Source organism: Nonomuraea sp. NPDC049269 (assembly GCF_043197155.1).
GTDB lineage: Bacteria > Actinomycetota > Actinomycetes > Streptosporangiales > Streptosporangiaceae > Nonomuraea.
Genome location: NZ_JBICSO010000006.1, coordinates 712,578 through 729,953, shown reverse-complemented (window position 1 = coordinate 729,953; position 17,376 = coordinate 712,578). Strand labels below are relative to the sequence as shown.

Annotated in this window: 23 protein-coding genes; 7 read left to right on the top strand and 16 right to left on the bottom strand. The window is 70.1% G+C overall.

Annotated features, from left to right (window positions below; translation table 11 throughout):
- The first annotated feature begins 65 nt into the window (after positions 1–65).
- Both ACGFNP_RS35350 and ACGFNP_RS35345 read left to right on the top strand, forming a co-directional pair.
- Positions 66–1,247 (top strand): sensor histidine kinase, encoded by a 1,182-nt coding sequence (locus ACGFNP_RS35350; RefSeq protein WP_393326077.1) that lies wholly within the window; start codon positions 66–68, stop codon positions 1,245–1,247.
- On the top strand, positions 1,244–1,897 hold the full coding sequence (locus ACGFNP_RS35345) for a response regulator (RefSeq protein WP_393326074.1): 654 nt from the start codon (positions 1,244–1,246) through the stop codon (positions 1,895–1,897). Before ACGFNP_RS35350 ends, ACGFNP_RS35345 begins: the two co-directional genes overlap by 4 nt.
- A 5-nt stretch (positions 1,898–1,902) precedes the next feature.
- On the opposite strand, the gene ACGFNP_RS35340 is transcribed toward ACGFNP_RS35345, so the two are convergent.
- The 6 genes from ACGFNP_RS35340 to ACGFNP_RS35315 all read right to left on the bottom strand — a co-directional run bounded on the left by ACGFNP_RS35340 (position 1,903) and on the right by ACGFNP_RS35315 (position 5,411).
- Positions 1,903–2,292: a VOC family protein gene (locus tag ACGFNP_RS35340; RefSeq protein WP_358332206.1), complete on the bottom strand. Its 390-nt coding sequence runs from the start codon at positions 2,290–2,292 to the stop codon at positions 1,903–1,905.
- Positions 2,289–2,567 (bottom strand): metalloregulator ArsR/SmtB family transcription factor, encoded by a 279-nt coding sequence (locus ACGFNP_RS35335; protein ID WP_358332203.1) that lies wholly within the window; start codon positions 2,565–2,567, stop codon positions 2,289–2,291. The genes ACGFNP_RS35340 and ACGFNP_RS35335 overlap by 4 nt, the downstream gene beginning before the upstream one ends.
- A gap of 160 nt (positions 2,568–2,727) precedes the next feature.
- Positions 2,728–3,063 carry an antibiotic biosynthesis monooxygenase gene (locus ACGFNP_RS35330; RefSeq protein ID WP_357651355.1) on the bottom strand — a complete coding sequence of 112 codons (336 nt, stop codon included), beginning with the start codon at positions 3,061–3,063 and terminating at the stop codon, positions 2,728–2,730.
- A 110-nt stretch (positions 3,064–3,173) separates the two neighbouring features.
- Positions 3,174–3,749 carry a helix-turn-helix domain-containing protein gene (locus tag ACGFNP_RS35325; protein ID WP_393326069.1) on the bottom strand — a complete coding sequence of 192 codons (576 nt, stop codon included), beginning with the start codon at positions 3,747–3,749 and terminating at the stop codon, positions 3,174–3,176.
- Positions 3,746–4,450, bottom strand: a complete 705-nt coding sequence (locus ACGFNP_RS35320) for a hypothetical protein (protein WP_393326067.1) — start codon at positions 4,448–4,450, stop codon at positions 3,746–3,748. The genes ACGFNP_RS35325 and ACGFNP_RS35320 overlap by 4 nt, the downstream gene beginning before the upstream one ends.
- A gap of 22 nt (positions 4,451–4,472) precedes the next feature.
- The gene (locus tag ACGFNP_RS35315) at positions 4,473–5,411 is read right to left on the bottom strand and encodes a beta-ketoacyl-ACP synthase III (RefSeq protein WP_358332194.1); all 939 of its coding nucleotides are present in this window, start codon (positions 5,409–5,411) and stop codon (positions 4,473–4,475) included.
- 45 nt (positions 5,412–5,456) lie between these two features.
- On the opposite strand from ACGFNP_RS35315, the gene ACGFNP_RS35310 reads away from it, so the two are divergent.
- Positions 5,457–6,089: a TetR/AcrR family transcriptional regulator gene (locus ACGFNP_RS35310; protein ID WP_393326064.1), complete on the top strand. Its 633-nt coding sequence runs from the start codon at positions 5,457–5,459 to the stop codon at positions 6,087–6,089.
- 64 nt (positions 6,090–6,153) lie between these two features.
- Here ACGFNP_RS35310 and ACGFNP_RS35305 read toward each other — a convergent pair whose 3' ends face one another.
- The 4 genes from ACGFNP_RS35305 to ACGFNP_RS35290 all read right to left on the bottom strand — a co-directional run bounded on the left by ACGFNP_RS35305 (position 6,154) and on the right by ACGFNP_RS35290 (position 9,029).
- On the bottom strand, positions 6,154–6,366 hold the full coding sequence (locus ACGFNP_RS35305) for a hypothetical protein (RefSeq protein ID WP_358332188.1): 213 nt from the start codon (positions 6,364–6,366) through the stop codon (positions 6,154–6,156).
- A gap of 123 nt (positions 6,367–6,489) precedes the next feature.
- Positions 6,490–7,221, bottom strand: a complete 732-nt coding sequence (locus ACGFNP_RS35300; protein WP_358332185.1) for a response regulator transcription factor — start codon at positions 7,219–7,221, stop codon at positions 6,490–6,492.
- On the bottom strand, positions 7,218–8,381 hold the full coding sequence (locus ACGFNP_RS35295; protein ID WP_393326061.1) for a sensor histidine kinase: 1,164 nt from the start codon (positions 8,379–8,381) through the stop codon (positions 7,218–7,220). Before ACGFNP_RS35295 ends, ACGFNP_RS35300 begins: the two co-directional genes overlap by 4 nt.
- Before the next feature lie 63 nt (positions 8,382–8,444).
- Positions 8,445–9,029 (bottom strand): hypothetical protein, encoded by a 585-nt coding sequence (locus ACGFNP_RS35290; protein WP_393326058.1) that lies wholly within the window; start codon positions 9,027–9,029, stop codon positions 8,445–8,447.
- Between the two features lie 216 nt (positions 9,030–9,245).
- On the opposite strand from ACGFNP_RS35290, the gene ACGFNP_RS35285 reads away from it, so the two are divergent.
- Positions 9,246–10,004 (top strand): SRPBCC domain-containing protein, encoded by a 759-nt coding sequence (locus tag ACGFNP_RS35285; protein ID WP_393326055.1) that lies wholly within the window; start codon positions 9,246–9,248, stop codon positions 10,002–10,004.
- A 40-nt stretch (positions 10,005–10,044) separates the two neighbouring features.
- On the opposite strand, the gene ACGFNP_RS35280 is transcribed toward ACGFNP_RS35285, so the two are convergent.
- The gene (locus ACGFNP_RS35280; protein WP_358332173.1) at positions 10,045–10,431 is read right to left on the bottom strand and encodes a helix-turn-helix domain-containing protein; all 387 of its coding nucleotides are present in this window, start codon (positions 10,429–10,431) and stop codon (positions 10,045–10,047) included.
- Positions 10,432–10,532: 101 nt separating this feature from the next.
- On the opposite strand from ACGFNP_RS35280, the gene ACGFNP_RS35275 reads away from it, so the two are divergent.
- The gene (locus ACGFNP_RS35275) at positions 10,533–11,195 is read left to right on the top strand and encodes an NADPH-dependent F420 reductase (RefSeq protein WP_393326052.1); all 663 of its coding nucleotides are present in this window, start codon (positions 10,533–10,535) and stop codon (positions 11,193–11,195) included.
- 56 nt (positions 11,196–11,251) lie between these two features.
- Here ACGFNP_RS35275 and ACGFNP_RS35270 read toward each other — a convergent pair whose 3' ends face one another.
- The gene (locus tag ACGFNP_RS35270) at positions 11,252–12,790 is read right to left on the bottom strand and encodes an alpha/beta fold hydrolase (protein ID WP_393326050.1); all 1,539 of its coding nucleotides are present in this window, start codon (positions 12,788–12,790) and stop codon (positions 11,252–11,254) included.
- A gap of 40 nt (positions 12,791–12,830) precedes the next feature.
- Positions 12,831–13,388 carry a TetR/AcrR family transcriptional regulator gene (locus ACGFNP_RS35265; protein WP_393326047.1) on the bottom strand — a complete coding sequence of 186 codons (558 nt, stop codon included), beginning with the start codon at positions 13,386–13,388 and terminating at the stop codon, positions 12,831–12,833.
- A gap of 47 nt (positions 13,389–13,435) precedes the next feature.
- Here ACGFNP_RS35265 and ACGFNP_RS35260 point away from each other — a divergent pair, with 47 nt between their 5' ends.
- Positions 13,436–14,611, top strand: coding sequence for a cytochrome P450 (locus ACGFNP_RS35260; protein ID WP_393326045.1), 1,176 nt, complete (start codon positions 13,436–13,438; stop codon positions 14,609–14,611).
- 3 nt (positions 14,612–14,614) lie between these two features.
- On the opposite strand, the gene ACGFNP_RS35255 is transcribed toward ACGFNP_RS35260, so the two are convergent.
- From ACGFNP_RS35255 to ACGFNP_RS35245, 3 genes are read right to left on the bottom strand one after another with little or no spacing between them, the layout of a single operon-like run.
- On the bottom strand, positions 14,615–15,154 hold the full coding sequence (locus tag ACGFNP_RS35255; protein ID WP_358332154.1) for a ferritin-like domain-containing protein: 540 nt from the start codon (positions 15,152–15,154) through the stop codon (positions 14,615–14,617).
- A gap of 56 nt (positions 15,155–15,210) precedes the next feature.
- The gene (locus ACGFNP_RS35250) at positions 15,211–15,657 is read right to left on the bottom strand and encodes a YdeI/OmpD-associated family protein (protein ID WP_358332151.1); all 447 of its coding nucleotides are present in this window, start codon (positions 15,655–15,657) and stop codon (positions 15,211–15,213) included.
- Complete coding sequence (locus ACGFNP_RS35245) at positions 15,654–16,448, bottom strand: alpha/beta hydrolase (protein ID WP_358332148.1); 795 nt, start codon at positions 16,446–16,448, stop codon at positions 15,654–15,656. Before ACGFNP_RS35245 ends, ACGFNP_RS35250 begins: the two co-directional genes overlap by 4 nt.
- Positions 16,449–16,524: 76 nt before the next feature.
- Here ACGFNP_RS35245 and ACGFNP_RS35240 point away from each other — a divergent pair, with 76 nt between their 5' ends.
- Entirely contained in the window at positions 16,525–17,355 is an 831-nt protein-coding gene (locus ACGFNP_RS35240) for a helix-turn-helix transcriptional regulator (RefSeq protein ID WP_358332145.1), read from the top strand.
- Positions 17,356–17,376 lie beyond the last annotated feature (21 nt).

The following is a 17,376-nucleotide window of genomic DNA, read 5'->3' as shown; positions in this document are numbered from 1 at the left end:
TCCGGCCCGCCTCACAGCGCGCCAGGCCACAGACTAGGACGGGACGGGCGAGAAGGACGGATCGCATGCTCCAGCACGGACGACCCCAGGACGCCGATGGTGTCCCGGACTGGGTGTTCCTGGCCCTCGTCGCCGTCGGGCAAGCGCTCGCGATCTCACTCATCATCGCGGTCGGCGCCCCGAGCAGCGGCTACAGCGGGTGGGGCGCTTACGCCTTCGCGAGCGGGTTCGGTGTCCTGCTGCTCGCGCACCGAGCCGCCCCGCTCGTGGTGCTCACGACGACCATTCTCGGCATCTTCACCTACTACGCCATGGACTATCCACCGATCGGCATGGCCGCCCCCGCCGTCGCGGCGCTCTACTTCGCCGCCGAACGCAGGAACATCCGGTGGCCACTGAGCGCGGGACTGGTACTGCTGGCCGTGTCCGCCTTCTTCCGAGCGGTCAACGAGCACCAGCCGGGCGACGTCCTGTCCTACGACCTGCTGACCAACGCCGCACTGATCGGCTGCGCGATCGCACTCGCCTCAACCGTGCGCAGCCGTCACCAACTGCGCGAGCAACAGGAACTCATCATCACCCTGGAACGCGAGCGAGAACGCGACCGCGTCGAACGCGCCATGCAGGAAGAACGCATCCGCATCGCTCGTGACCTGCACGACACGATCGGGCACGCCCTGGCCATCGTCACCGTGCACGCCAACGTCGCCGGCGAGGCCGTCGGACGCGACGACGACACGGTGACCCGATCGCTGTCCAACGTGACCGACGCCACCACGCGTTCCCTGCGCGAACTCCGTGCCACCGTGTCCATGCTGCACTCCCCGGCGCGGACGGGCCACGACGACCGCGCGCCCCACACGCTGGAAGGCATCCGGACCATCATCGAGACCGCCCGGCAGGCCGGTCTCACCACGCGCGCCGAGCTGGCCGCCGACCCGGCGCGCGTGCCACCCACGATCGCCACCGCCGCCCACCGCATCGCCCAGGAGGCTGTGACCAACGTGATCAAGCACGCCGGTGCGACCACGCTCACCATCACCACCAGGATCGAGGACGACACGCTCTACCTGACCATCGGCGACGACGGCAAGGCGACGACCGAGCCGAGCGTGGACGGGCGCGGCATCGCCGGGATGCGCGAGCGGGCGGCCCTCCTGGGAGGCGCGCTGAGCACCAGCAGGTCGTCAACGTCCGGCACCGCCGTGACCGCCCGGCTGCCGCTGGCCCGGGAGCCCCGTACATGATCAGGATCGTCATCGCCGAGGACGAGCCGCTGCTGCGCTCGGGCCTGCGCGCGCTGGCCGAACACGACGGTGACATCGCCGTCGTGGCCCAGGCCGGCGACGGCCGGAGCGCGGTCGACTCGGTACGCGAGCACCGGCCCGATATCGTGCTCATGGACATCCGCATGCCCGTGCTCGACGGCATCACCGCCACCAGGCGCATTCTCGACGACCCCGACCTCGACGGCGTCCGGATCATCGTGCTCACCACGTTCGACGAGGACGAGAACGTCCTGGACGCGATCCGCTCGGGCGCGTCCGGATACCTCCTGAAGGACATCCAGCCGCAGGACCTGCGCGATGCCATCCGTCTCGTGGCCGGCGGCCAATCGCTCCTCGCGCCGTCGATCACCGAGAAGGTCATGCGCGCCGCCGCCTCGGCGCACCCGCGAACCAGGCCGGAGCTGGTCGAAGGACTGTCCGGCCGCGAACGCGAGGTCTTGGCCGCGATCGGGCGCGGCCTGAACAACCAGGAGATCGCCGCCGAGCTGTTCATCAGCCCCGAGACCGCACGTACCTACGTCAGCAGGCTGCTCACCAAGCTGCCCGCCCGCGACCGCACCCAACTGGCCATCATCGCGTACCGGAGCGGCCTGGCGGGACGGCGGTAAAGGGGTCAGCCGGCCTGGTGGGCGATCTGGATCAGGTTGCCGCAGGTGTCGTCGAGCACGGCGGTGGTCACCGGCCCCATGTCGGCGGGCTCCTGGGTGAAGCGCACGCCGAGGCCGCGGAGCCGCTCGTACTCGGCCTTGACGTCGTCGACGGCGAAAGAGGTGTAAGGGATGCCGTCGGAGACCAGCGCCTCCTTGAACGGCTGCACCGCCGGGTGGGCGCCGGGTTCGAGCACCAGCTCGGTGCCGTCCGGGTCCTGCGGGGACACCACGGTCAGCCACCGGTGCTCGCCGAGCGGGATGTCGTGCTTCTTCACGAAACCCAGCACGTCGGTGTAGAAGCGCAGCGCCTTCTCCTGGTCGTCAACGAGCACGCTCGTCAGGTTGATTCTCATGTCGGTCCCCTTCTGAGCCACCGCTCGATGATCGGTTCGAGCGGGCTGGTGTTGATGTAGTGGAACTTGTACCGGCCCTCACGCCTGGTCTCGACCAGGCCGGCAGCTTCGAGGACGTCGAGATGCTGAGAGATCGCCTGCCGCGACGAAGCGAGCTCATGCTTGGTGGCCAGCCGGGCGCAGATCTCGAAGAGCGTCTGTCCGTTGCGGTCGGTCAGCTCGTCGAGGATCGTCCGGCGCGTGGAATCGGCCAGGGCCTTGAAGACGTCACCCACACGCCGCACCATAGGCAAGCCGATACTTGCCTGTCAACTGATCGTGCTTCCGCGCCTGAACGAGGCCGCCGCTCTGCCGTGCCGCGGCAGCCGCCGGGCCTCAGGAAGTCACCGGATCCTGGAAGAAGGTCGTGATCAACGCGACAGGCGCAGGCGCGGCTCAGCTCTTCGGGCTGGCGCTCTGGACGACCTCGAACGACCAGAGCTGCGATCCGGACGCGGCGGGCCCCTGGCCGTGGCCATGCCCCTGGGCGGCCCCGGCCTGCGCGTGCCCGCGCTGGAAGGCCTGACCCTGCTGCCACGTCTGGAAGTCGTCCTCGCTGCGCCAGCGGGTGTAGACCAGGTACTGGTCGGTGCCCTCGACCGGCCTGAGCAGCTCGAACCACTCGAACCCGTCGGCCGACTCCACCATGCCCGCCCGGTTGGAGAAGCGTCGCTCCAACTCCTCCCGCATCTCCGCCGGCACGGTCAGGACGTTGATCTTCACGACTGACAACGGAACCCCTCTCCTCCCCTCCAACGCTAGCGTCAGCGCGCGACGCCTCGCGATCTGGGTGCGTGAAGCTGGTCGCGCACCGCGCGGAGGGAGCCGAACCGTCCGGCTTCTCAGCCGGCGACTGGTGAGGCGATGACGACGGTGACATCGGCGGGGATGTCGTCGGTGCGATAGCGGTGCGGGGCGTCTCCGGCGAAGGCCAGCATGTCGCCGGCCTCCAGGCGGCGGGGATCGTCGGCCGGACCCGCGAGCAGGTTGCCGGAGGCGACCAGGAGGTGCTCGGTCGTGCCGGGGGCGTGGGGGATGCCGTCGACGGTGGTGTTCGGTGGGAGGCGCAGTCGCCAGATCTCCAGGCTGTGGCCGCCGCTGATGCGGCGGAGCAGTTCGCGGGTGGGTTCGTCCTGGCCGGCGACCGTCGAGGCGATGTGTACGGTGCCGGGGTCGCCGTGGCGGATGAGCAGGTCGGTGAGCGGGATTGCCAGGGCGACGGCGACGGAGTCCAGGGTGTCGATGGTGGGGTTGCCCATGCCCGCCTCCAGTTGTGACAGCGTCGCCTTGCTCAGCCCGGTCCGCCGGGCCAGCTCGGCCTGGCTCATGCCGCGCTGCTGCCGGCGGCGCTGGATCTGGGCACCGGCAGCGGCGGCGGCGCTGCTGGTGGGACGGCGGTCCCGGCCAGGGGCGCTCATCGCGACGGCCTGTGCGAGGCGGTGTAGGAGACGCGGATGCGGCCCTTCTTCAGCTTCACGGCGGAGATCGTCACCTCTCGCAGGTCGGCGAGACTACGCACGTGAGTGCCGCCGCAGGGGGCGGCGTGCATGTCCCCGAGCCGTACGACGCGGCGTCCCTCGTCGTCGTGTTCGGCGGTGACCGGCAGGTCGTCGGCGATGGCCGCGGCCACGAACGCGCGCAGCCGGTCGGCGGCCTTCTCCCTCTCCTCGGCATCGGCGAGCCGCGTGCCGGCCTCGGGTGGGGTGAGCTCGACGCGGGCCTGGCCGGGGAAGTGGTTGCTGCCGGCCAGTGTCCAGCCTTCGGGCCGGCCCGCCGCTTCGACGAGGTGGCCGGCGGTGTGCAGCGCGGCGTGCAGCAGGCGCAGGTCGGCGTCGACGCGCGCGCGAACGACATCGCCCTCGGACAGGCCGTCCAGCCCGGCACCCTGGAGCATCACCAGGCCGGTCGCGGCATGGCGTACCGGGACGACCTCGCACTCGCCCAGCCAGCCGTGGTCGGCGGGCTGCCCGCCACCTTGCGGATGGAAGATGTTGTGCCGCACCGCGACCCACGTGCCGCCGACCTCGTCGTAGCCGGTCGCGGTCACGCTGGTGTCGACGCTGGTGAGGTAGGTGTCCTCCAGGTAGAGGGCGTCTTGTGCTCCGATATGATGAACCATAAGTTCATTATATCGAACGCACCTAGGGGCAACGGACGATCATGCCCGCGTACGACAGGTTCCCGCCGAATCCGAAGAGCAGCATCGGCGCCCCCCGCCGCACCTCACCCTGCTCCAGCAGCTTCGACAGCGCCAGCGGGACGCTCGCGGCCGAGGTGTTGCCCGATTCGACCACGTCACGGGCCACGATCGCGTTGACCGCGCCGAGCTTCTGCGCGATCGGCTCGATGATCCGCAGGTTCGCCTGGTGCAGCACCACGGCCGCCAGTTCCTCCGGCTTGACGCCGCCCCGCTCGCACGCGCGCCGGGCGATGTCCGGCAGCCGCGTGGTGGCCCAGCGGTAGACGGTCTGGCCGTCCTGGGCGAACCGGGTGGGCGTGCCGCCGATCCGCACGGCATCGCCCAGTTCGGGGGCCGAGCCCCAGACGACGGGCCCGATCTCCGGCTCCGCCGCCGCGCTCAGCACCGCCGCCCCGGCGCCGTCGCCGGTCAGTACGCACGTCGTACGGTCGGTCCAGTCGGTCACGGCCGTCATCTTGTCCACGCCGACGACCAGCGCGTGCGTGGCGGCTCCGGCCCTGATCGTGTGGTCGGCCATGGCCAGCGCGTGGGTGAAGCCGGAGCACGACGCGCCCAGGTCCATGACGGCCGCTTCCGGTACGCCGAGCTTGGCCGCGACGCGGGAGGCGACGTTCGGCGCCCGCTCGGTCTGGGTGCAGGTGGCCACGAGCACGAGGTCTATGTCGGACGCGTTGAGTCCGCTGCCCGCCAGCGCCTTGGCCGCCGCGTGCCCGGCCAGCTCGGTCACGCCCTCCTCCGGCCCGGCCATGTGCCGGGTGCGGATCCCGACCCGCTTGGTGATCCACTCGTCGGAGGTGTCGACCATGGCGGCGAGGTCGTCGTTGGTCAGCACTTTGGCCGGTTGGTAGTGGCCGGTGGCGACGATGCGTGATCCATTCATGGGCCGGACTATAGCAACCGACCGTTCGGACGCTAAAATGGCCTGATGAGCCCGCGTAGATCTGTGGCGGAGGCCCTCGGCACCCGCTTCGCCATCCTCGACCGCTCGGTCGGCATCGCCTCCGTCGAGGGGCTGGAAGGGCTGACCATCGGCCGCCTCGCGACCGAGCTCGGCATGAGCAAGTCCGGCGTCCTCGGGCACTTCGGTTCAAAAGAGGCGTTGCAACTGGCGGTGCTGGACCGGGCGGGCGAGGTCTTCCGCGCGGAGGTCTGGGAGCCCGTCGTACGGATCGAGCCCGGAATGCCACGGCTGCGGGCGCTCTGCGAAACGTGGATCTCCTACCTGGAGCGCGGGGTCTTTCCCGGCGGCTGCTTCTTCGTCGCCGCGGCCCATGAGTTCGACGGGCGCGCGGGGGCGGTGCGGGACGCGGTGGAGGCCCGGTTCGACACCTGGCGGGCGCGGCTGCTCAAGGAGACGCGGCGGGCCGTGGCCGCCGGGGATCTGCCGGGCGGCATCGATGCCGATCAGCTGGTGTTCGAGCTGATCGGCCTGGTCATGTCGCTGAACCACGCCCTGCAACTGCACGGCGACCGCCAGGCCGTCACATGGGCGCGCCGGGCCGTACGGGCTCGCCTCGGCATTTCGCCGGCCGCCGTTTCGCCGGTCGGCAGTGCGTAAGACGGCACGCTCAAGACGCCGCGCGCCCTCACCGGGTGCGGCGTCGGCATGGGGGTCGGTCCGGTCAGCTCTCCGAGAGCTCCTCGAAGAGTGTCAGCGCCGCCTGGCGTACGTCCTGCGGTGCGAGTCCGTCGAGCGTCTGCCTGGCCTGGAAGACGTCGCGTGTGGTGGCCAGCGTGATGGCCACGGACGCGGCCGCCGCGCGGTCCAGCGAGCCCGCCGGCGCGGCGTCGGCCAGCTGCTGGGCGCTCGCGGCGAGGTCGAGGTTGTCTCTCAACGGGCCTCCTCGGTGATAGCGGGTCGGCCCATTGCATCACCTGGAAGGGTGTTTCATCCACTGTTAGGGCCGTTCCCGGTTCGTCGTTCGAATACGTCCCCGTCTACCCCGTCCGGCCACGCATTACGCACCCGGCACCGCAAGGCCCGATTCGTAGGCGGTGATCACCGCCTGCACCCTGTCGCGCAGCCCGAGCTTGGCGAGCAGATTGCTGACGTGCGTCTTCACGGTGTGCTCGCTGACCACCATGGCCTGCGCGATCTCCGCGTTCGACAGTCCGCGCGCGATGAGCTGCAGCGTCTCGCGTTCTCTGGCGGTCAGTACGTCCAGGGCCCCGGCGGGCCGGGCGGCCGGCCGGGAGGTGAACTCGGAGATCAACCTCCTGGTCACCGTGGGCGCCAGCAGCGATTCCCCCTCCGCGACCACCCGTACGGCGTTGACCAGGTCATCACGGCGCACATCCTTGAGCAGGAATCCGCTGGCGCCCGCCCGCAGCGCGTCATAGACGTAGTCGTCGTGGTCGAACGTGGTGAGCATGAGCACCCGGCAGCCCGTCTCCGCGCACACGATCTTGGCGGCCTCGATGCCGTCCATCCTGGGCATGCGGATGTCGAGCAGCAGCACGTCCGCCTCGTGCTCGCGGACCGCGGCGATCGCCTGGACCCCGTCGCCCGCCTCGGCGACCACGTCGATGTCCGGCTGGGCGTCGAGGATCATCGCGAATCCGCCCCGGACCAGCTCCTGATCGTCGGCGACGACGACCCGGATGCTCGGGGGCGCGTCCGGGCCGCCGCCGGTTGGGCCAACGGCGGTTCGGCCGGTGGGGGTCGGACCCGTGGGGGTCGGGCCGGTCATGCCTGGGCCAGCGGGAGTCGTACCGACACCTGGAAGCCCGGCCCGTCCGTGCGGTGACCGGCCACGGCGGTGCCTCCACAGGCGGCGGCGCGCTCCCGGATGCCGATCAGCCCGTGCCCGCCGGAAGGCAGCCCGTGCCCGCCGGAAGGCGGTGCGTGTCCGTCGATCGCGCGGCCTCGGCCGTCGTCGGTGATGTCGAGCAGCAAGGTGTCGTCCTCCCAGGTGAGCCGGATGTCCGCGCGGTTCGCGCCGGCGTGCTTGACGATGTTGGTGAGCGCTTCCTGCGTGACCCGGTACGCGGCGACGGCGCAGTCGGGCGAGACGGGACGCGGCCGCCCGGTCGAGGCGAACTCCACCCGGAGCCCCGTGTGCGAGACCTGGTCCGCCAGGGCGGGCAGGTCGTTGATGGTGGGCTGGGGCGCGCGCGGCGCCTCCTCGTCCTTCAGCACGCCCAGCATCCGGCGGAGCTGCATCATCGCGTCCCGCCCCGCCGCGGCGATCGCGTCGAAGGCGGCCTCCGCCCGGGCCGGGTTGCTCCTGACCACCACGGGCCCCGCCTCGGCCTGGACGACCATGAGGCTGACCGCGTGGGCGAGGATGTCGTGCATGTCGCGGGCGATCCTGGCGCGCTCGTGTTCGGCGGCGCGTTCCGCTTCCACCTGTCGCTCCCTTTCCAGCCGTTCGGCCCGTTCCTCCAGAGCGGCGGCGTGGGCGCGGGAGGTGGCCGTGGCCCTGCCGATGGCGTATGCGGCGACGAACAGCACGGTCCCGCGCAGCGCGGTCTCCGACGAGCCGACCAGGAGCAGGCCACCGGTGATGGTGATGGCGAACGTGATGATCCGCTGCACGGTGTCGGAGTAGGCGGCGACCGTGTACACCGCGACGAGCCCGCCGTACCAGATGGGCTGGCGCGCGACGTGGTCGGCGAGATCGTAGAGGGCGCCCGTGCACAGGCAGATGATCAGTATGGTGATCGGCGCCCGCCGCCGCCAGATCAGCGGCAGTGACGCGGCGATCACCACCGCGTACCCCCACCAGTCCCAGGGCTCGCTGGACCGCTCGTCGCTGGACAGCAGGGGCCAGAGCTGGGCTATCAGGATCGCCGCGGTGAGCGCGCCGTCCACCCACAGGTGAGGGAGCGCCCGGATCCTTCGCCGCACGATGTCAATAAGCGACAAGTCGGACACAGTGCCTCATCTTTCCGCACTTTTACCGGAGGTCTCTCATGCGTGAGCGGGGGTGTGCCGCGCCATCGGCGTGCGGCGGCCCATCAGCGGCAGGAACGAGACGAGCAGCAGGACCGCGCCCACCGGGATGAGGTTCTTGTCGATCACGGACAGCACGATCTCGGCCAGCACCGCGACCGGCACCCAGACCTTGACCATCCGGTGCCCGGCGAGCAGGGCGGCGAAGGCGAGCTGGGCGATGTAGAACAGGATCGGGCCCACGCTGTAGACGGCCAGCGACACGCCCGGCACCGCCTGTACCTGCTCGAACATCGAGCTCATCGCGTCATGGTCGGCCGCCAGGAAGCCGACGATGATGTCGATCGTGAACTGGGCGGCCGCGCAGCCGATCCCGACGATTCCCGCGACCAGGGTTGTGGTGGCGACCGCCGACCGCCCCAGCATTCTCCGCATTTCCCAAAATATCGGGACGAATAGCGTCAACGCGCCGAGAAAGGCCAGGTGCCCGACGGTCCAGGCCAGGCCGGGACCGCGGACGCCGTCGAGGCCGTCGACGATTCTGAGCACGCCGTAGGCCAGGACGAGCAGCGGGGCGGCGATGAGCGCGGTGCGATTCTTCATGGTCGGTTCTCCTCGGAGCTGCGGGATATACCGCCAATCCTCGGATTTCTCCGCTTAAAAGGGATCGCCGTGACGGGCGATCCTCGGCCTCCCTCTCAAGAGCGAGTCGGCTCGCCCCCACGGCGGACCGTGCCGACAACCATGGAATGCTTGACAAGTCTTATTGTCGGTGGAAGGGTCGATGGCACGGAAGGGACATTCATCGAGGAGCCGGTCATGCCGCACGAGTTCGAGGTAAGTCACGAGATCGAGCTGGACGCCTCACCCGAGGAGGTCTGGCAGGCGATCGCCGAAGGGCCGGGCATCGACTCCTGGTTCATGGGCCATACCGAGCTGGAGCCCCGCGAAGGCGGCAGAGGCACGCAGACCTTCGGCGGCGACTTCACCATGGGCTCGACCGTCACCGCGTGGGAGCCGGGCAAACGGCTCGCCTACCGCGGCGACGCGAACCCCGAAGACGGCACGTTCATGGCATTCGAATACCTCATCGAGGGCCGCGAGGGCGGCAGCACGGTGCTCCGCTTCGTGCACAACGGCTTCCTCGGCGACGACTGGGAGTCCGAGTACGACGCCCTGAAGATCGGCGACCTCCAATACCTCAACAAGCTGGCCGCCTACCTCAAGCACTTCCGCGGCCGGATCTCGACGCACAACCTCATGCTCTGGGGCCCGCAGGCGCCGCACGCTCAGGCGTGGGCCGCCTTCCAGGACGTGCTCGGCCTGACCGGCGGCATCACCGCGGGCGACCGGGTCACGATCACGCTCGACGGTGTCGCACCGGAGGAGGGCGTCGTGGAGTGGGTCACGGATCCGGGCGCGTTCATCGGGGTGCGGACCGGTGACGGGCTCTACATGTTCATCCACGGTCAGGGCACGGTCGTGGTCGAGCACCACGCCTACACCGACATCGACGGGCAAACCCTGGAGCAGTCCTGGCAGGGCTGGCTGGCGAAGACCTTCGCTCAGAGCTCCTAGCAGCCACGCGGAGGTGCGTGGCCCCGCCCGGCCGTGGGGGTCAGCCGGCCGTGCGGGCGGAGTCGTCGTAGGCGGTCAGGACCGTGTCGGCATAGCGGTAGGCCCAGTCGCCCAGGGCGCGGATCGGTGTCAGCAGGTCCTCGCCCGCCTGGGTCAGCTCGTACTCCACCCGCGGCGGGGCCTCGGCATAGCGTCGGCGTTCGACCAGGCCACAGCGTTCCATGCGACGCAGGGTCTGAGTGAGTACCTTCTGGCTGATGCCGCCGATCTCCTGGCGGAGCCGGCCGGGGCGCATGGGCCCGTCCTTCAGGGCGAACACCACCACCGGCAGCCAGGCATGGGCGAACAGGTCAACGGCCAGACGGGCTGGGCAGTCGGCGATGAAGTCGCCGAAGGGCTCGAACGGGGCGTCCTCGTGGTGGTCCACATGCGCCAGTCTCCCGCATTCGTTCGGCACCTGGAGGTGCCTATCGGCACGCTTACCGTCTTCGCAGGAAGCAGAAGCTCAGGCGAGGAAGAGGGAAAGACATGCGGATTGGCATACTCGGGGCCGGGCAGATGGCCGAGGCGCTGGGATCGGGCTGGGCGCGGGCGGGGCACGAGGTGATGGTCGGCGCACGGTCGCGGGAGAAGGCGCGCAAGCTGGCCGAGGCGATCGGGGCGGGCGCCCGTGGCGGTGACCTGCGGGCCGCCGCGGCGCACGGCGAGGTGTTGCTGCTGGCCGTACCTGCCTTGTCGGTGGACGGGATTCTCGCCGAGGTCGGCGCGGCGGACGGCGCGTTGGCCGGTCGGACGCTGATCGACTGCACCAACGCCTACGAGCCTGACGCGTTCACCGACGCGCCGAACTCGTTCCTCCTGGCCGAGGCCGCGGTGGCTGAGCGGGTGGCCGGGCTGGCCCCTGGGGCGGGGGTTGTCAAGGCGTTCAACGTGTGCGCCGCGGAGGTATGGGCCTCCCACGCGGGGCGCGGGCTGGGGGTGCCGCTGTGCGGCGACGATGAGCGGGCCGTGGAGGTGGTGGCCGGTCTGGTGGGCGATCTGGGGTTCGAGCCGGTACGGGCGGGTGGGCTGACGCGGGCGCGATACCTGGAGGCCGTGAGTGTGTTCGTGGTCGGCCTGTGGTTCGCCGGGTACGACGCCCGCCAGATGTTGCCGTCCCTTCAGGAGGCGTTCGCCCACTCTGACGCCTGACATCGACCCGTTGCCGGGGCACCGGGCCCGGAAAACCCGGGCCCGGGGTCCCATGGTCAGCTCGGGATCGGGCTGCCCGCGCAGCCCCTGTCGATCCGGCCCGTCTCGAAGTAGCGCGCCACGTCGGCGGCGCACTCAGGTATCCGGGTGGTCGACACGTGCACGTCGTCGGCGACCGTGTAGACGGTGCCGCCGATGGCGCGCCGCGTCTGCAGCGTCCAGTCGTAGACGGACATGAACTCGTACAGATGCCCCGCCAGCACCAGTGACCCGCCGCCCCGCTTCAACGTGGTCTGCTGCACCGGCAGCGGCCAGCCGGAACACATGACAGCCAGTCCCCAGCCCCGGCCGGTCGCCGGGTAGCGCTTCACGAGCTGCTGGTAGTCACGCCAGGCGGGGTCGAACTTGGCCCGGCTGCTGTCCTCGTTGCACGCGACCGCCATGTTCATCGTCATGTTCAGCATTTCGGGCGCGCCCGGCACGGGCGTCCCCATCTGAGCGCCGAGCATCTCCTTGACGGTGGGCGGGGCGGTGGTGCCCGTCGCCGTCCGCAGTTCGGCCAGCGCCTTGCCAGCCCGTGTCCACTCGGTCGAGTTGCGCCTGGCCAGGTCGGCGACGACCGAGCCGTCGACGGGCCGTTGCAGGTCGGTGTAGGTCTTGGGGTCCTTGTCGTACGCGCGGACCAGCTCCGCCACCTCCTCGCGGACCTGCCGGGTGGTCGCACCGAGACCGTAGGTCTCATCGCGGCGGGCCAGCCAGGCGGCCATGCGTACGAAGTCACGCTCGGCCGCCTCCGCCGCGCCCTTGAGGTGCTCGTCAAGACGGGTCCACGGAGGCGCCACGCTGTCCAGGAAGGCCCGTCCCGTGTGTTCGGGGAACAGGCTGCGGTACACCATCCCCAGATAGGTGCCCCAGGAGAAGCCGAGCAGGTTGAGCGAGCGCTCACCCAGTGCGGTCCGCACCAGGTCCAGGTCCTTGGCCACGTTCTCGGTGGTGAGCTGCCCGAGGAAGGCGGGGTCGGAGTCCCCGCACTTTTTGCCGGCGGCGACCTGGGCGTCGTAGATCTTCCTGGCCACCTCCTCGGTCAGCGTGCCCGGCTCCTGCGGGCCTCCTGGCTCCATGGGGCAGGCGACCTTGGCGCTGTAGCCCACGCCGCGCGGATCGAAGCCGATGATGTCGTAGCGCTCGTTGAGCTTGGCCATCTCCTCGTTCCTGAGCGCGGCCCGCAGGATCGGGTCCAGGTAGCCGCTGTTGCCCGGCCCTCCCGGTAAGACGGCGGTGGCGCCGAGCCGGTGCGCCTTGTCCGTGGCGGTCAGCCGGGTCACCGCGATGTCGATCTTCCGTCCGCCGGGGTCGCGGTGGTTCAGCGGGACGCTGACCGTCCCGCACTCCAGGCGCTTCATCAGGGTGCGGAAGTCCGGAACCCGCTCCGCCGCCACGCCCAGGCTCCGGATCACCTCATCGGAGTAGGCCGGGCAGGATTTCCACTGAACGGACGGCGGGCCGGCAGCAGCGGTGGCGCCTGCTGCGGAAGGATGCGCCACCAGCCCCGCCAGCACCAGCGCCAGTGCCGTGAGTGATCTTCGGTACGTCATGCGGAACAGGTGTAGTGCAGCGGCGGTTTCCTCAGCGTTTCTACGAGGCCGCTTCTATGACGCCGTGGATGGCCCGAGAGACACGCTCGGCGGCCGTGCCGGGATCGGGCCGTCCGGCGTCCAGCCACGCGATGACCCCTTCGATGGCCACCGCGAACACCAGCCGCGCCGCCCAGTCCGCCCACTGCCGGTCGGCGATCCTTGCGGCCAGATGCTCGCGGGCGATCTGGACGGACTCCCTGGAGAAGTCGTCGACGAGGTCGCGGAACTCCGGCTCGCGGGCCGCGTACCGGAACAGCAGCCGGAACCCGTCGGGGTCCGCCTCGGCCGCCCGCATGAGCGCCGGGATCGTCTGGTCGGTGAAGCCCGCGCTCCCCACCCGCTGGGCGAGGTGCGCGCACGCCCGGTCGAGCACCGCCCGATAGAGACCGGTCTTCGACTCGAAGTGCCGGTAGAGGATCACCCGGCTCACGCCGGCCTCGGCGGCCACGTCGTCGAGGCCGGTGGCCGTGTAGCCGCTGCCCGCGAAGGCGCGCGTCGCGGCGTCGAGTATCTGCTCCCGGCGCTCGGCTCGGGGCATCCGCCGGACGGTTTCCATGCGCGCTCCTCTTGTTTACTCTCAAGTCTACAAATACCGTTGTACACATGCCAGTAAACAAGCTTCCCTTCGACCAGCCCGAGCTACTCCGGCCGGCCCCGCTGCTGCGCGCGCTCCAGGCCGAGGGGCCGGTGCATCGCGTTCACACGCAGACGGGCGACGACGCCTGGCTGGTGACCGGCTATGAGGAGGTGCGCCGCCTGCTCGACGACGACCGGCTCGGCCGCTCGCACCCCCAGCCGGAGCAGGCCGCTCGCATCGGCGAGTCCGCGCTGTTCGGTGGCCCGATGGGCGACTTCGACACCGAGCGCGAGGATCACACCAGGATGCGGTCGCTGCTCCAGCCGCACTTCACGCCGAAACGCATGCGGGCGTTCCGCCCTCGCGTGGAGGAACTGACCACTCAACTGCTCGACGAACTGGAGCGCCAGGGCTCACCGGCCGATCTCCACCAGGCGCTGGCGCTGCCGCTGCCGATCCTGGTCATCTGCGAGCTGCTCGGCGTGCCGTACGAGGATCGCGACCAGTTCCGCGCCTGGTCGGAGGCGGCGGGCAACACCGCCGACCACGCCCGCTCGATGCGGGGACTGACCGACCTGTACGAGTACGGCAAGCAGATGGTCAACCTCAAACGCCACGAACCGGGCGACGACGTGATCACCCGGCTCCTCGTACTGCCCGACACGAACGACGACGAGATCGCGATGCGGGCCATGAACCTGCTGTTCGCCGGGCACGAGACCACGGTCGTGCAGATCGGCATGGGCGCGCTGTTCCTGCTGGCCAACTCCGGGCAGTGGGAGGCCCTCCTGGCCGAGCCCGACCTGCTCACCGGAGCGATCGAGGAGATCATGCGGACGCCCATGGTGAACGGCACCGGCGGCATCCCCCGATACGCCCGCGTCGACCTGGAGGTCGGCGATGCCCTGGTCAAGGCGGGCGACCTGGTCCTGCTGCACATCGGCATGGCCAACCACGACGAGAAGGTGTTCGCGGACCCGGAGCGGTTCGACGTCACCCGGCAGGCGGCGGGTCACGTCTCCTTCGGGTACGGCGCCCGTTACTGCATCGGGGCACCGCTGGCCCGGATCGAGCTGCAGGCGGTGTTCGCCCAGCTCATCCCGCGTTTTCCGGGGATGCGGCTGGCGGTGCCCGTCGAGGAGCTCCGGCTGCGCGCCGACTCCCTGACCTCGGGCCTCGTCTCGCTGCCCGTGAAGTGGTGACGGTCAGGTGCTGGACGGGATGCGTTCGAGCAGGCTCTGCATGTCGTCGGCGTGCTCCTCCTCCTTGGCGAGCAGCTCCTCGAACACGCGGCGGGTGGTGATGTCCTTGTCGCCCAGCCACTGGATGATCTCGGTATAGCTGGCCACCGCGACCCGTTCGGCGACCAGGTCTTCCTTGATCATGTCGATCAGCCCGCGGCTCGCGTCGTACTGGGAGTGGGCGCGGGAGCTCAGCGTGTCGGGGTTGAAGTCGGGTTCGCCGCCGAGCTGCACGATCCTGGACGCGAGCTTGTCGGCGTGCTCCTGCTCCTCGGCCGCGTGCTCCAGGAACTCCTGCGCCACGGACTCCGACTGCAGCCCGGAGGCGGTGTAGTGGTGCCGCTTGTAGCGGAGCACGCACACGAGCTCGGTGGCGAGGGCTTCGTTGCAGACCTGGATCACGCGCTCCAGGTCGGCGCCGTAGGCGTCGGTGATCGGACCCTTGCCGATCTCGGCGCGGGCGCGCTCGCGGATGGTCTTGATGTCGGTCAGGAACTCAGCCATGGCGCCCATATGCCCACTCACTTGGCGACGACGCCACTTCACCCGCAAAAGTGCGGTCAGGCCTCACCGTTGGCGAGCCTGGTGATGGTGTCGGCGACCCGCCGCTGCCTGGTCTCGGCCTTCTTGGCGCCCTCGACCTGCAGCACATAACGGAGTCTGCGCGAGTACGACAGCCCGTCGAAGAAGCGCTTGGCCTCGGGAGCGCCGTCGAGCGCCGCGGCCAGGTCGGCGGGCACCGTCACCTCGCGCGGCGCGGTGTCGAGCTCCAGCGCCACCTCCACCTCGTCGCCGGCGGCCACACCCGCGCCCTGCCGGTGCTCGGCGCTGATCGGCAGCATGTGCCGGCCGCCCATGGAGGCGACCGTGCTGCGGTAGCCATACCCGTTGATCGTGACGTTGACGGCGGGCCGCTTGCTCCCGCCGAGGCCCTCGACCACTTCGGCGGGGACCTCGATGCCCGTGGCGGTCTTGCCGTTCAGTTGGACGACGGCGCGGAATCTCATCGGAAGAACCCTTCCAGAACCGGCGCCAGGGCCGTGGCCTTGACGATGTGCGTCTGGCCGTCGAGCGTGCGGTGCTCGGCGTTGGGCAGCACGCCGGCCCAGGCCCGCATGGCGTTGCGCATCCACGCCGGGCTCTTGCCGCCGTCGATCACCAGGGTGGGGATCTTGACCGAGGCCCACGGGGCGGCGGGGAGAGGCTTGCCACGCTCGTACTCGGCCACGAACGCGACATCGTAGGGGAGTGTGTGGACGATGGCCTTCATGCCGGACCAGGCGGGCATGAAGCGCATCATGAAGACGATCGCGCCGGGCAGGTTGACGCCCTCGCGCATGAAGTAGCCGATCGCCTGGCCTCGGCGGCCGGTGGCCACCATCTCGTCGATCTGCCGCACGTAGTCGTCCGGGATCGGCGGCCGGGTGTCGTCGACCACGAACGGCGCCTCGTAGACGGCCACCTTCGGCACCGGCAGCCCGCTCTCGACGGCCGCCATAGCCAGCGCCGCACCCGACGAGATGCCGAACAGGAAGGCGCTGCCGCCCGCCTCCTCCACCAGCGCGGCGAGATCCTCGATCTCGCGCTCGGGGGCGAACGGCGCGGTGTCGCCGCTGGCACCGCGGCCACGGCGGTCGTAGGTGTAGACGGTGAAGCCGCGAGCCAGCTCCTTGGCCAGTGCCGGGTTCGGCCCGGCCGCGCGGTGGCAGAGCGCGCCGTCGACGAGGATGACCGGCGGACCCTGGCCGATGCGGTCATAGGCGATCTGGGTGCCGTCTTGGGAAGTGACCTTGTCCATGGGTGCAACCTCTCACCGACAATTCTTTTTGTCAAGCCTCGACCTGGGATTACCCGGCAGCGTTTAGGCTGAATTCGTGACTGCCAGCCAACGCCGCCGTGACCAGCTCAAGGAGTTCCTGCGTGCCAAGCGGGAGGCCCTCACACCCACCGACGTCGGCATGCCCACCGCGGGCCGCCGCCGCACTCCGGGACTGCGCCGGGAAGAGGTCGCCGTGCTCGCCGGTGTCGGGGTGTCCTGGTACACCTGGCTGGAGCAAGGACGCGACATCAAGGTCTCCGATGCCGTGCTGGACGCGGTCGCCCGCGCGCTGAAGCTCGACGAGGCGGAGCGCACGCACCTGTACGTCCTCGCCGGACTGAACCCGCCGGACCCCGCGGGCCGGCCGGGCGAGCCGTTGAGCGACCAGCTCCGCGGAGTGCTCGACGCGTGGATGCCCAACCCGGCGCACGTGCTGGACCGGCACTACAACCTGGTGGCGATGAACGACGCCGCCAGGTGGGTGTTCGGCTATGACGACGATGTCCGCAACTGCATGGTGGCCTTCTTCACCCACCCGACCTATCGCGGCAGGTTCACCGAATGGCACGAGTTCGCCCCGGACATGGTGGCCGACTTCCGCGCCGGCGCGGCCCGGTATCCAGACGATCCGGTCTTCGAGCGGATCGCCGAAGAGCTGTGTACGGCCAGCCCGGAGTTCGCCGAGCTGTGGGCGCGGCCGGATGTCCGTTCCCGCTCCCAGGGCATCAAGGCGATCACCCACCCCGAAGCCGGGGACCTCACCTTCGAGTACTCCCTGTTCCGGTTGCCGGATCGCGCGGACCTCAATGTCGTGCTGCACACGCCGCATCCCGACACCGACACCAAGGAGAAGGTGGAGAGCCTGGTGGTGGCACACCCAGGTTGAGCTGACACTGCCTTGCCGATG